Source organism: Bythopirellula polymerisocia, assembly GCF_007860015.1.
Classification (GTDB): Bacteria; Planctomycetota; Planctomycetia; order Pirellulales; family Lacipirellulaceae; genus Bythopirellula; species Bythopirellula polymerisocia.
The window spans coordinates 217196-229356 of the sequence record NZ_SJPS01000007.1 but is presented as its reverse complement, the minus strand read 5'-3'; the positions used below and the strand labels follow the sequence as shown (position 1 = coordinate 229356).

The following is a 12161-nucleotide window of genomic DNA, read 5'->3' as shown; positions in this document are numbered from 1 at the left end:
CGCGGCTAAACGGTGACTATTTTTCGTATCTTGGTTCGCTGGCGATTCGAATGCGAGTGCCTTCGGTGACCGATTCTCGGCCGGTGACGATCAGTTTGTCGGTCGGTACGAGGCCATTGATGACCTCGACCAGTCCTCCCTCTGTAGCTCCACGGCCAACTTCTACCGATTTTCGCTTGGCGATTTTCCCTGTGAGATCCGCCACCCAGATGCTCTTTCCCCCTTCGCTCTCCATCACAAGAGTTTGAGGGACGAAAAGTCTTAGTGGTGATTCTCCAAGAGACTCCTCAACCACCGGCGACGGCGGCGCAAGGAAAGTCACCTTGCCAAGCATCTCCGGTTTAATGACTGCGGGGGGATCGTTCACCGCGACTTTGACTTGCAAAGTATTTTTCTGAATGTCTGCCAGGGTCGTGACCGAGATGACTTTGCCAGCGATCGGCGCAGGCAGCGCGGCAGTTTCGATCTGCACAGGTTGACCGATTTGCACCTGGGGTACGTCTTCCAGCCGCACATCGACGCGGACTTGCAAGTTCTTGGGATCGTAGAGCCCAACCACAGCGCTCGAACCCTTGTTCGTCGAAGAGCCCACTCCAGAGAGCCACTGGCCAGGCCGTGCCTCGAGACTCAGCACACAACCTGTGATTGGTGAGCGGACAACCATTCGATCCAATTGCAACTTGGCCGTCTCGACTCGCAGTCGTGCCTGTTCTGCCCTGGCGGTGGCGACCGAAAAATTGGCCTCGGCTTCTGCCAGGGCACGCGTTTCATCCGTGAGGAGTTTGAGGTTCTCGGCCAGGGCATCCCGCTTTTGGGCGAGAGACTTGAATTGTGAACGCAGCAGTGGTTCCCGCGCAACGAGTTCGTTGACCGTGTTGCTTGCGGTTGCCAACTCGGCTCGCGCTTCGCGGAGGATGCGACCGGTGATCGCATCGCCTGCGTTTTCCTTGCGACGGACATTTTCGGCTGCGAGTACCTGCTGTGTTTGAGCCGCTTCGAGGGCATACGGAAGATTACTCAGCTCAAGCTCCGTCTTGGAAAGTAGCGTCTCTGCATCGGCGAGTGCGACCTGCAGGCTGAATGGTTTGGCGATATTGGTTTTTGCGGCGGCCAGGGCTGCTTCTGCCCGGCGGACTTCGGCCTGTTGCAACGTGTGCTGCGCCTCAGCCTGGGCGAGGGCCAGTTTAGAGTCCGTGTCAATCAGCGTGGCAACCGGTTCGCCTTTTGTAATATGTTGGCCTTCGATGACCAGCATCTCTTGAATTACTCCCGCCGCCAGTGAAGAAGCGACGACAGGCGATGGCCGAGGCTCGATCCAACCAGCGGCTTGAAAGAGGGGCGTACCTTCTTGCTTGATCACCGCACGGGTCACTACGACGGGCGTAACCGTAATCGATTGTGCGGGCAAAAAACTATCCCGTGTCGCCCAGGCAAAGAGAGCCACAAAGCCAACCAGAATCCCTCCGGGCAGAACATATCGCGTCAACCAGGATCGTTTGATCCGTAGCGAACTCCGCACAGGCTGGTCACGGTTGACTGCCAATTGGCTGAGATCAAGTTGGGAAGTTTTGTTCGACATGTTTGTTTAAATTGATTTAATGGCTTCGACCACCGGGAGACGCATGGCCTTCACCGCTGGAGGAAGTGCTCCCACAACACCCAGTAGGGCCGCCACACCACAGGCGATGGCAATGCCTACGCTATCGACCTTGAGCATGAATGCCCCCATCGTGAAGCGAACCGCGGCACCGTCAACCAAAATGAGACCTATCAGGCAAGCAACAAGCGCGCCCGCACAGGCCAACAGCGTCGCTTCTTGGACGAGTGTCAGTAGGATCGCGCGACGACGAAATCCCAACGCCTGGAGCGTGGCCAGTTCGCGAATGCGGCCAACTACTGCGCCATACATCGTGTTGAGTCCGGCGAAAATCCCCGAGCCGGCAACCAGGGCCACAACCACCCAACCCAACATCCGCACAGGCTTATAATGTTTTTGCAGGCTGGCATAGTAAGCACTTTCCGAAACCGCCTTGAGTTCCAGGTCGATTCGCTCGCGGCAGAACAAATCCACATCCGCTACACTGTCGGGCGAATCCATCCGGACCGCAACCAGACTGAGATCCTGGCGCTTGAGTGTCGTTTGCAGTTCGGTAAGCGGTGCCCAGATTTCTGATTCGAAGGCCGAACCGGCTGCCGTGAAAGTCCCGCTGATGGCCCACGTCCGTCCGTCGAACAAAACTTGCTGACCGATCGCGAGGTCTGCCTTGTTGGCACCTAGTTTCGAGTGTGCCAGACGACCGACGATGACTTCGCCCGCTTGGGGCCATGTTCCCTCGACAATTTGGACTTGCTCACGCACTAGCGGTGCCGAAGTCGTCACCCCACGTACCAGACCCATTCCTGGTTCGGTCATGTTGGCAGTAGAAATGCGAGTCCCCAAATACAACTCCGGCGACATATACTCGACACCATTCTGACGACTTATCCCATCGACACTCGCTCCGAGCAACGCAGACGTTCGACCAGGGATCGACGAGTTTTCGATATCAGCCGCCGACGACAAGGAATAGACCAATACCACTCTGGAATTGCCCGTGGCCGAGAGCGATTTCTCGAGCCCGCGAATGAAGCCTACGACTACCAGCACCAGGAGGACGACGATCGTGAGTCCGCCGAATGTGAGCGCGCTACGAGTTGGCCGACGGAACAGGTTCCGCACTCCGTAGTCCCAGGGTAAGAGTCGTTGTCCGAGCATTTCGAGTCCTTTTAGCGACGGATGTAAATACTTTTGGCGAGCATGACGAAATTGCCGCTTTCATCTTTTTTTGCCTGGCCTTTGACCACGATCAAGTCGGACTCTTTCAGCCCCAAGAGTTCGCGAGAGTCAACCGACACAAGCTTTCCCTCGGCATCCACCAATTTGACCAGTGCAGTGCATTCAAGTCGTTCGGTCGCGCAGCAATCTCCGGTGCAGATTTCGCCATCTTCACAGTCTTCGCCTTCAGCGACCACAGACATCGAGGCGTCAAGCAACATGAAAGCCGCGCGGCCTTCGATCCAAGGATTAGTCGATCCACCGATGCGACCAACCAACGCCAGTGATTTTCCGTCCTCGGAAGACTCTCGGGCTTCGATAACGCCCACAGCATCCTCCGGTTCCTCGGCAAGTAGGAACTTGCTGCCGTCGATACTGACCGGAGTCGCAATCGGTGCCGTGGCCGTGGACTCGCCAGCGGATCCACAGCCAATGGCGAGGGGCAGACTCAGCAGAATAAGTAATGGCACAAAAGGGAATTGTTTCATAATTTGGATTCCTCCGTGGAATAACCTTAATGGTCAAATGAATTTGTAGGACGGAACAAGCCGTGCGCAGCTCCGGCAAACAATCAAGCTCAGAATCAATGCCAGAACTTGCTCCACTTGTTCCGGACTACATCTTTCGCAGGGGGCTAACTGACGCACAAGAATCAGTGCGATCAAATTGGCTATAAGAGCTATCGCGCAGTAGGCACGAAATAAGCAAGCCACGGAATCAGATCAGAAAGCGGCAAAAATGAGCGCAGAACTCAACAGAAGTCTCGGCCATGGACTCGGTAGCCCATGCAGAGATAGGTGAATCAATGGAATCGTAGTTTGCAACTGAGAAAGTTGACGCAATGCCACATACAAATCCCTGGAGCAACAACTCCGAAGGCTCGAGTGCGCTGCGTGGTAGTTCCAAAGGTTGCGGCGCCTGATGGCACCAGCACTCAGGTGGGCAGGGGCAAGAACTATCCTGGCTCTGATCGCAGCCAGCAAGCTTCGTTGCCTTGTCGGCATCACATCGATGGGAGTGGCAGCATGAATGTGTATCTGCCGAGTTAAGGTCTTCAGCCTTAGCGACCGAACAGCCTCCAAGAATACAAATCCAGTGTGCGTGCTGAAAGCCAGACGACAATGCCAGAATCACCCCTAACAGGGCGAAGCCGCGCTTCAAATTGTCGTACTGTCGTAACACAGGCGTATCATCTCCGGATTAGTCCATTACTTCTTCCATGATCGTCAAACTAAGCGGAAAAAGTATAACCCAATTAAGCGAAAATAACAATGTTACAGCTGGTGTCCCCATAATGGTAGGATTTAAACAACGAAACCTATTTTGTCTTATTCAGCTAGCAATTCTGTGGATAGCTTTCTGTAGATAGCAACCCATGAGGTGAACGGGAGGAGGGACTTGGCATTAAGCAATATTAACTTGCATTTTTGAGCTGCACATAGATTTCCGCTGGGGGACTATCGAAATACTTTAGCAAGGCCGGACACAACCAACCTTCCATACCTTCATCAGCCCACTTGTAGACGTTGCCGCTCGCTTCTTCGCGGACCCACTCCAGGTGCAGGTCAGCACTTGGAAATGAAGTCGCCGAGAACAATAACAGAAACCCCTTTTGGGCGTTCGCAATCCCTTTTCGCTCGATAGCCACGTCGATGAGCGTATCCGCACCGGCGACAAATGGTTCTTTGTCCAAGCCGACCCGCTCGTCATCAAAGACCCAGAGCCCCTCCCACTTGTACGGCTTGATCACCGAAATTGAGTTTTCAGACATGCGTTACCTCTCGTTGAACCTTCACCCTAAGCGTACCGAACCGAATGTGGTCAAATCCCCGACTAATACCGATGAGACAAAAGTTTCTAGTATAGTCAGCGACACTACTACTTGCCAAACTTAGGCAGTATTTTCGCGCCTAAGAGCGGGAGCGAGTAGAGAAGGTCATGGGTTACCGATAGGCATTCAGTGATTGTAGAGGCCTGCTCGTCGAGCCGCGGTGACGACGCCAAGCTTGGCAACTTTTTCGCATCTTGATCGCAGCTCATCAACTTCTAAGGGGAGAAAATCGCTATGGCAAGCTATTCGTTCCCAAAGCTAGCACGAGATGCCATCAATCGACAGCAGTACATAGAGATTGCTGAGTATTTCATCTCGCAACAAACTGAGATCGATGGAATTGCTTTGGATGAAGAACTTTTGGCAGCCGAATCACTCAGAGTTGGTTTTCTTGAGAGGAAGCTGTATTTCAAGGAACTGGGATTTGGCAGGCACCATGGGGCTGTTGTAACCCATGACAATTAGTTTGCCGTTGGCTTGATACTCGGGGTGTGCCTCAATCCAGGCGAGTAGACGTCGCTCACCATCAGCAATTACCTTTTGACTCCGAAAGCCGCGATGTCCTAACGCAACCACCAATTCTCCCTCTTGCTCGACGACCTGAACTTTGCCTTGCTCGCCCACGGATCCGATCGTCGGATCGCCATAGTAAAAGGCCATCGATTCTTGTTTCAGCTTACCATTCTTGTCATTCTCAAACTCCATCCGCACCGGTGTCGTCATAGCAATCTTGTTGCTCGTGATGTGCCCAAAGAGCGTAAAGAATTGCTTCGCGATGGCACGTCGATTCTTTGGGTAGACTTTCAACTCGATGACTCCGGGCGGAGTAAAGGTAGGGAAACCCTCGGGGAGTTCCGCCTCATGCCGTGGCGTGAAAGTGAGCATCTGGAGCACTTCGTCTCTTACTTGGATTAAATCAGAAGCATCGTCCGGGTTGGCGAGGAACTCTGCTAGCTTTTCACCTGCTGGACTTTGAGGAGACAAGAGTTCCACAGTTCGTTGAAGCGTATTTTGCACCTCAACAGCATCTGAGTTCAGATTGATGCTTTCGAGGAGTTGAGCGGCTTGGAGTGCTGGCCCCTGAGGGGGATCGAATCCCGCGTCCTTTTCGCCAAACAATGCCGTCGTGAGAAACAATGCAAATATCTCCAAGAGCATGGAAGCTTTCCTTAGATTTGGGAGGTCACTTTTGGACTACCACTAAATGAACCGCAGGATAATCAAGTCCTCGAATCAGCCGGCGGAACTTGTGTCCTGTGCTTTGGCCAATTCTCGTTTGATTATCTCTACAACCTCGGGATCATCGGGTTTCGTTCGCGAACCGAACCGCGCTACCACGTTCCCGTCTCGATCGATCAGAAATTTTTCAAAATTCCAGCTGATGTCTCCAGCGCCCTTGGGCTTCGTATCCAGCGAGGTGAGTTCTTTATAGAGTTCGCAAGCGTTGTCCCCCTTGACATCAACCTTTTCAAAAAGATCGAACTTCACGCCATAATTTACGCGGCAGAACTCTTGAATCTCTTCAGCGGTGCCCGGCTCCTGACCCGAAAACTGGTTGCAAGGAAATCCGAGAATTGCCAGTCCACTGTCGGCGTATTTTTCCTGCAGTTGCTGGAGCTGCTCATACTGACTTGTAAAACCACACTTGCTGGCTACGTTGACGACCATCACTACCTTCCCGGCATATTTGGAGAGGTCGACCTCTTTTCCATCCAAGGATTTCATTTTGAATTTCAGCACTGGGCCCTCCTGTTGAACGCCTTGGACGGTAGGCTCAAAGCCGGCACCCGTTGCCAAAAAGAACCAAGCCACAAAAATTATCGCACTACTTCGGTTCATAGTTTTTGCCTGTGTCATAAAGTCTTGGAAAACAATTTGCTCAATATACGAGGATGCTTGAAGGAATCTATCCCCCACCCTTGAAGGAATCTATCCCCCCCATATGGTACCCGAAAAACGAGGCTATAGATTAACTTTTGTTAGGGAATCGTGAGAAAGTCCGCTCGAAAGCCGGTATAGAGTATTCATGTGATTTGAGTTTTAGCAACGGTGCGAACCGGTTGATCAAAACGTGCCTCTTAGCACGCCATCAGGATGCCGAACAAGTGGGGGTGTAAAGTTTACTCACCAGCTCTCAGTTCCCGGGAGACCCTTGAATGGCCCTACCACTTCCGGCGTGACCCATCCTCCATAAAACCTTCCCGGTTGCGGCTGAACCCGGATTCCTTGAACGTAACACTCGACAAGAGCTGGGTAAAACGAAACAAAACCAGCAATTCGCTCGAAGCCTTCGAATGGTTCTTCGTAAGACCAGGCAGCGTTGAGAAGCTTCGTTCGATCGGGCAACACAATCGACCACCATTGTGCTGAGCCTTTCCATTCGCAGAAAGAACTTCCTGGGGATCTGACAAGGACCCCATCACTAATAGCCTGTCTAGGCACGTAGAAGCAGGGAGGACTCGCAGTCTCTAAGACTCGAAAGGCCTGAATTGTCTCTGCAACCAAAGTATCACAATATCTGACTATCACTTGGCGGGAGTCGATCTCAATCCGTGGTGGCCTTGGATAGTCCCACACTGATTCCTGAGTGTCATCAACTGGTTCCGCGAATGGAGGTCGCTCTTGGCCTCGGTAGCGCCATTGTTCTCGCGCTCGTTGAATATTGGCAGGAATTTCAGCCATGACTCTTTATTGTCCGCTCTTGGCCGTGGGCATCGACCAATCAAGACCCGTTTGACGAACGACACGTTGTTCGAAATCTCCCAATAATCCACCGAGTAGATCCCATCCATCGCGGCGGCGCAATTCCAGATCGCCTTGGCGATTCACGCGGAGAATACTCTGTGCAACTATTCCGCTGGTCTTGAGTTGATTATCACTCAGTTCGTCAGGCAACAGCAGCGATGTTAGCTGCTCACCCGTCATTTCGATGAATTCCATGTGAAATCCTCCAATCACAACAAGAAGTATTATTTCTTGAAGCGTTTAAGTTCATATGCGACAGAATATTTTTGCCAGGGTACGGCAAGTTCATCATTGTTCAAGATTAAATATCTCTACATCAACGCCAGTAGAAAAGTGGGCGAATTCTGGAAGTCCTTTGCAATATCCACATCCCGCGGCTTCGAGCAGATCGTCTCGAAGGTGCGAGACTTCTGTGTGGCTAACAGGATAAGGGGTGTGGTGGACTTGCCCGATGAAAACACTGCCACTCTGCTCAAGAAATAAGAGATACCTTTCCATAAAGAAAAACTCGATCGAGTCTGGTTCCAACTGTCCGAGTCGCTCACCCACTTTGCATTGTGATTCATGGCAAACCCCAGAATTAGGTCGGGTGGAACTATAGTCGATTGTTTGGTCCACCTTCTTGAGATCCATCTTTGCATAGTAGTACGGCAAACCCCAGAACGCTCTGGCGATCCCCACTCCAATCCGCGAAGCAGCATCGAGGGAGAAAAAGTAGACACCGGGCCGATCTTGATAAGTTACATAGGTGCGTACGTTTGTTTCCAAAAAGTTAAGTCCCAATGCCTCTGGACACCAGCGCGGGCGAACACGCGTCATGGCGAATGGCACGACACCAACATACGCGATTCCTTCGTATAAATCTATTTCCAGGGACTTTGGAACAAGAGGTCGCAAATCTTCGACTGGCATTGACCAATGCATAAAAAGGAGCGAACGCCATTGCTGGTAACCGGCCGGCATTCGATCTGGCCGGAGGGTTGGGCTGATCCGATCGATCATTTTGAAATCTCCAACACTATGTAGCTACTGTCCAGCAGTTATTGTGAAGTTTTGGACCACGCACTCTCAAATGAGGGTGAGTTTAGCACTCTCGCACCCTGTCTTTGCATTTTTGGAGCGGTTCGGGGGAAATTTCTCATCACACTCCATACCCCGGAAATCCGCAGAGTTGATTAACCTGCCCGCCTCCTCAGCAACAATCGTCGACTTAAGCTGGAAACCGTCCCCGAGACGAGGAATACTCGGATTTCAAAGGGGATATTTTCCGATTTGCCAGAATCGGTTATCCTCTTGGTTGTAGACACATGTTCAGCATCGAATCGAATGGAGTCAAGCATGCCTGCAGACAATCTAATGGAGTATGTGCATCGACAGTTCTCCCAGAACATTGCTGCTCACATCTCTCTTGATCAGTCGACCGGTCAATATGGTAAGTTTCCTTCCCAGTTGGATTCAAGACTTGCCTCAGCCCTTCGGCAAGCGGGGGTGGAACAACTTTACTCTCATCAAGTCGAAGCTTTTGAGTCAATCCGCTCTGGCAAAGACACTGTGCTCGTTTCACGAACAGCCAGTGGGAAGACTTTATCCTTTCTCTTGCCGATCCTCGACGACTATCTCCAATGTGAGGCTCCTTTTGGGGTAATGTTGCTTTATCCCACCAAGGCACTCTCTCGCGACCAGGAAGGAACCCTGGGAAAACTACTTGCCGCAAGCGGAGCAAAGTCTCGTCTTGGAACTTATGATGGCGACACACCTCGCGAAGAACGAAATCGCATCCAGTCTCAAGCAGATTTCATGATCACCAATCCTGACATGCTTCACTCAGGAATACTGCCGAATCACAATCGACGCTGGCGCACTTTTTTGTCGCGGCTTCGTTATGTCGTCATCGACGAAGTCCATAACTATCGTGGTGCGTTCGGTTCTCACATTGCGAACGTTATGAGACGATTGCTCCGTGTTTGCGCCATGCACGGCAGTCAGCCCACTTTTGTTTGCTCGTCAGCGACAATCGGCAATCCTGGCGAACACGTCGAGGCATTGCTCCAGCGTCCGTTCCACATTGTAAGCAATGATGGGGCGCCTCGGCCTCGTCGTGAGCTCTACATGATCAATCCTTCAGTCGTCCAAAGTCACGGCCATAGTCTCTATCGCAAGGGAACGAGTTCGATCAGTATCCCGCTGATCCGAGAAGCGGCACGACAGGGAGTCCGTACAATTTGCTTCTGTCGAGCGCGACAACAAGTAGAGCGACTCTGCCGCGCAGTGACCGATGGGCACCCTGAACTTATGAAGAAGGTTAAACCCTATCGCGGAGGACTTTTGCCAAACGAGCGTCGTCAACTGGAGAGAGACTTAGCCAGCGGCAAGGTCAATACGATTATCAGCACCAATGCATTGGAGCTGGGCATCGATATAGGAGATCTCGAGCTATGCATCCTCAGCGGTCATCCAGGTTCGATGGCCAGTTTCTGGCAACAGGCTGGTCGTGTTGGCCGACGCGGAAACCGTGCGATGATTGCCTATCTCGCCCGAGATACTCCCATCGATCAGTATCTGGTTAACCACCCGGAATTCGTCACTCAGGCTCCCATCGAACGTGCCTGGCTCAGTGCTGACAACCCCTACATTCTATTGCAACATCTACCGTGCGCTGCTCATGAGCATCCACTCAGAGAAGAAGAAACGCACTTTTCCGAGCCCGCTTATCCGACTGCTCTGGAGATCCTCAGGGAAGATGAAACTCTCGTGGAATATCACGGCAACTACCGGTATGCCCTACGTGATTATCCAACCAGAGGAGTCAATCTGCGCGGCATGACTGATTACAACGTGGAAATCTATTGTGGCACAGAAGTCATCGGGGAGCTTGATCCAATCGGCGCCCGAGGCACGTTGTATAAGGATGCAATTTACCAGCATCTCGGCAAGCGTTATATGTCATTGGAGTTGGATCTCGATCAAAAGCTGTGCCGGGTCGAGCCAGTTGATGTGGACTACTACACCGAAGCTGTTTGGGATAGTCGTGTCGAACTGACCGAGTCCTACGACCGGAGGCAACAACACGGGGCAGCTCTGGAGTTTGGAGCCATCAATGTTAACCGTCAGCCCAAGCTCTACAAGAAAATACGTGAACGCAGCTTAGAAAACATTGGTTACGGCCCTATCACGTTGGATTCATTCACCTACGATACGACCGGTTTTAGCCTCCATCCTTCTGAAGCCTGGTCACGAGAGGTAGCCGCCATCGACAAGAGGCACATAGGTGCCGCCCTTTATGGACTGAGTTATATTTTGAAACGTACGGCTCCAAGTCTCTGCTTGGGGGACATCCAAAACATCGAGACTGATGTTTCTCTGACAGAAATAAAACCTGGCGAGTGGGAAAGCGCTCTCTATCTGTTCGACACGATTGAAGGAGGGGTGGGCTATGCTGAAAAAATCCTGGAAGTCTTCGATCAAGCCTTGGAACTCTGCTGTACGATTATCGACGATTGCAGTTGTGAAGCGGGCTGTCCATCTTGCGTTACCTCACTTCCTCCGGGGGTCGAATCGATAGAGATGGAACAACTTCTCACCGAGTCGAATGCATCTGTCGCCTGTACTCGTAGCCTCTTGGCAATGCTACTCACAGGAGAGATTATTTTACCCGAAGTAAAGTTTCACAGTGTTCCCGTGCTGAGTGCTGTTTCCGTACCAGAGCTCGATGCCGACATGGAGCGACTACGGAATCGACTGGGAAAAGCCAATGCCATCCTGAAGGCAAAGAGGACACGGATCCATTGATCAACGAAGCACTTAAACACTGTCCTGGCATAGGCCCAGTCCGCCTGGCAAAACTGCACTCGGAAGGCATTTCAACTTGGCAAGATGTTATGCAGTATCCGCAGCGAATTCCCGCGGGTTGTCGCTTCGGCATGATAGAAGAAATCCGACGTTGCTTCACTGCACTGGAGCATGAGGACATCCAGTATTTCATCGATCATTTAGCATCTGCTGACAAATGGCGCATCCTGGCAAATTATCTTGACGATGCTACTTTCTTCGATATCGAGACTCTTGGCCTTAGCAGTGCCGATCCAATCACAGTCATCGTCACCTGGTATCAAGGCAAGTTCAGCACCTTTGTCGAGCATGAGAACCTTGATGATTTTTTGAATTTACTTGATCAAGTCAAGCTCTTGGTTTCGTTTAATGGGAGCACTTTCGATGTGCCGCGAGTATTGGATGCGTTTCATATTCCCTCTCTCCCCTGCCCTCACTTAGATCTCCGCTGGATGGCTTATCATCGAGGACTGGCAGGTGGAATGAAACAGATTGCCAATAGCTTGGGAATAGTTCGCCCTGCTGATATTGCTGACGTAACCGGTGAACAAGCTATTTTGCTATGGCAGGCATGGATAGCTAAACAGGACCATGCCGCTCGTGAGCATTTGATCCGCTATTGTGCGGCCGACGTATTGTTGTCGCGATTCCTGGCTGAGCGATTGGTGGGTAAGGATGAAATTGAGGAGGGCAAACTCTGGGACACCTTACCTCCCATCGCGAGTCGGCCTACCGTGCTCACAGGATTTACGGCACAACCGCCCAAACCAAATTATTCCCCGCACAAACGCAGTTTAAAGAGAAAACGATTGCTTCTGTCGATGCGTTGGGCATGAAGCAAGTTCATGATTGTTTGGAGTCCCTATCTCAGATAACTCTGCAATGACTGCCAGTTTGGCTTACCTTGCGCTAAAACGATTATCCCTCAAAAGTCCCTCTTAG

General features: G+C 51.7%; 12 protein-coding genes. 3 read left to right on the top strand and 9 right to left on the bottom strand.

The window, feature by feature from the left end; translation table 11 throughout:
• Positions 1 to 16 precede the first annotated feature (16 nt).
• Genes Pla144_RS20015 through Pla144_RS20005 form a run of 3 tightly spaced genes read right to left on the bottom strand, consistent with a single transcriptional unit; the run spans position 17 to position 3303 of the window.
• Positions 17 to 1579 carry an efflux RND transporter periplasmic adaptor subunit gene (locus Pla144_RS20015; RefSeq protein WP_146452486.1) on the bottom strand — a complete coding sequence of 521 codons (1563 nt, stop codon included), beginning with the start codon at positions 1577 to 1579 and terminating at the stop codon, positions 17 to 19.
• 6 nt (positions 1580 to 1585) lie between these two features.
• Complete coding sequence (locus tag Pla144_RS20010) at positions 1586 to 2755, bottom strand: ABC transporter permease (RefSeq protein WP_146452485.1); 1170 nt, start codon at positions 2753 to 2755, stop codon at positions 1586 to 1588.
• A gap of 11 nt (positions 2756 to 2766) precedes the next feature.
• Positions 2767 to 3303 (bottom strand): hypothetical protein, encoded by a 537-nt coding sequence (locus Pla144_RS20005; RefSeq protein WP_146452484.1) that lies wholly within the window; start codon positions 3301 to 3303, stop codon positions 2767 to 2769.
• Positions 3304 to 3708: 405 nt separating this feature from the next.
• Here Pla144_RS20005 and Pla144_RS24755 point away from each other — a divergent pair, with 405 nt between their 5' ends.
• A complete protein-coding gene (locus Pla144_RS24755) occupies positions 3709 to 3864 on the top strand; it encodes a hypothetical protein (RefSeq protein WP_197530850.1) in 156 nt (51 codons plus the stop codon).
• 365 nt (positions 3865 to 4229) lie between these two features.
• Here Pla144_RS24755 and Pla144_RS20000 read toward each other — a convergent pair whose 3' ends face one another.
• The 6 genes from Pla144_RS20000 to Pla144_RS19975 all read right to left on the bottom strand — a co-directional run bounded on the left by Pla144_RS20000 (position 4230) and on the right by Pla144_RS19975 (position 8393).
• The gene (locus Pla144_RS20000; RefSeq protein WP_146452483.1) at positions 4230 to 4586 is read right to left on the bottom strand and encodes a DUF6717 family protein; all 357 of its coding nucleotides are present in this window, start codon (positions 4584 to 4586) and stop codon (positions 4230 to 4232) included.
• A gap of 432 nt (positions 4587 to 5018) precedes the next feature.
• The gene (locus Pla144_RS19995) at positions 5019 to 5804 is read right to left on the bottom strand and encodes a heme-binding protein (protein WP_146452482.1); all 786 of its coding nucleotides are present in this window, start codon (positions 5802 to 5804) and stop codon (positions 5019 to 5021) included.
• Between the two features lie 75 nt (positions 5805 to 5879).
• Positions 5880 to 6485 carry a glutathione peroxidase gene (locus Pla144_RS19990; RefSeq protein ID WP_146452481.1) on the bottom strand — a complete coding sequence of 202 codons (606 nt, stop codon included), beginning with the start codon at positions 6483 to 6485 and terminating at the stop codon, positions 5880 to 5882.
• Between the two features lie 285 nt (positions 6486 to 6770).
• Positions 6771 to 7328 (bottom strand): DUF427 domain-containing protein, encoded by a 558-nt coding sequence (locus tag Pla144_RS25620; RefSeq protein ID WP_146452480.1) that lies wholly within the window; start codon positions 7326 to 7328, stop codon positions 6771 to 6773.
• A 6-nt stretch (positions 7329 to 7334) separates the two neighbouring features.
• Positions 7335 to 7586, bottom strand: coding sequence for a hypothetical protein (locus Pla144_RS19980; protein ID WP_146452479.1), 252 nt, complete (start codon positions 7584 to 7586; stop codon positions 7335 to 7337).
• A 93-nt stretch (positions 7587 to 7679) separates the two neighbouring features.
• Positions 7680 to 8393 (bottom strand): YqjF family protein, encoded by a 714-nt coding sequence (locus Pla144_RS19975; protein WP_146452478.1) that lies wholly within the window; start codon positions 8391 to 8393, stop codon positions 7680 to 7682.
• A gap of 336 nt (positions 8394 to 8729) precedes the next feature.
• Between Pla144_RS19975 and Pla144_RS19970 the strand changes: the two genes are divergently transcribed.
• Positions 8730 to 11180, top strand: coding sequence for a DEAD/DEAH box helicase (locus tag Pla144_RS19970; protein ID WP_197530849.1), 2451 nt, complete (start codon positions 8730 to 8732; stop codon positions 11178 to 11180).
• On the top strand, positions 11177 to 12055 hold the full coding sequence (locus Pla144_RS19965) for a ribonuclease H-like domain-containing protein (RefSeq protein ID WP_146452476.1): 879 nt from the start codon (positions 11177 to 11179) through the stop codon (positions 12053 to 12055). Before Pla144_RS19970 ends, Pla144_RS19965 begins: the two co-directional genes overlap by 4 nt.
• The last annotated feature ends 106 nt before the right edge of the window (positions 12056 to 12161 follow it).

Coding starts and splice junctions, on each gene's coding strand:
- Pla144_RS20010 (WP_146452485.1), bottom strand. CDS start 2,755: ATGCTCGGACAACGACTCTTACCCTGGGACTACGGAGTGCGGAACCTG.
- Pla144_RS19990 (WP_146452481.1), bottom strand. CDS start 6,485: ATGAACCGAAGTAGTGCGATAATTTTTGTGGCTTGGTTCTTTTTGGCA.
- Pla144_RS20005 (WP_146452484.1), bottom strand. CDS start 3,303: ATGAAACAATTCCCTTTTGTGCCATTACTTATTCTGCTGAGTCTGCCC.
- Pla144_RS19995 (WP_146452482.1), bottom strand. CDS start 5,804: ATGCTCTTGGAGATATTTGCATTGTTTCTCACGACGGCATTGTTTGGC.
- Pla144_RS20000 (WP_146452483.1), bottom strand. CDS start 4,586: ATGTCTGAAAACTCAATTTCGGTGATCAAGCCGTACAAGTGGGAGGGG.
- Pla144_RS19970 (WP_197530849.1), top strand. CDS start 8,730: ATGCCTGCAGACAATCTAATGGAGTATGTGCATCGACAGTTCTCCCAG.
- Pla144_RS20015 (WP_146452486.1), bottom strand. CDS start 1,579: ATGTCGAACAAAACTTCCCAACTTGATCTCAGCCAATTGGCAGTCAAC.
- Pla144_RS25620 (WP_146452480.1), bottom strand. CDS start 7,328: ATGGCTGAAATTCCTGCCAATATTCAACGAGCGCGAGAACAATGGCGC.
- Pla144_RS19980 (WP_146452479.1), bottom strand. CDS start 7,586: ATGGAATTCATCGAAATGACGGGTGAGCAGCTAACATCGCTGCTGTTG.
- Pla144_RS19975 (WP_146452478.1), bottom strand. CDS start 8,393: ATGATCGATCGGATCAGCCCAACCCTCCGGCCAGATCGAATGCCGGCC.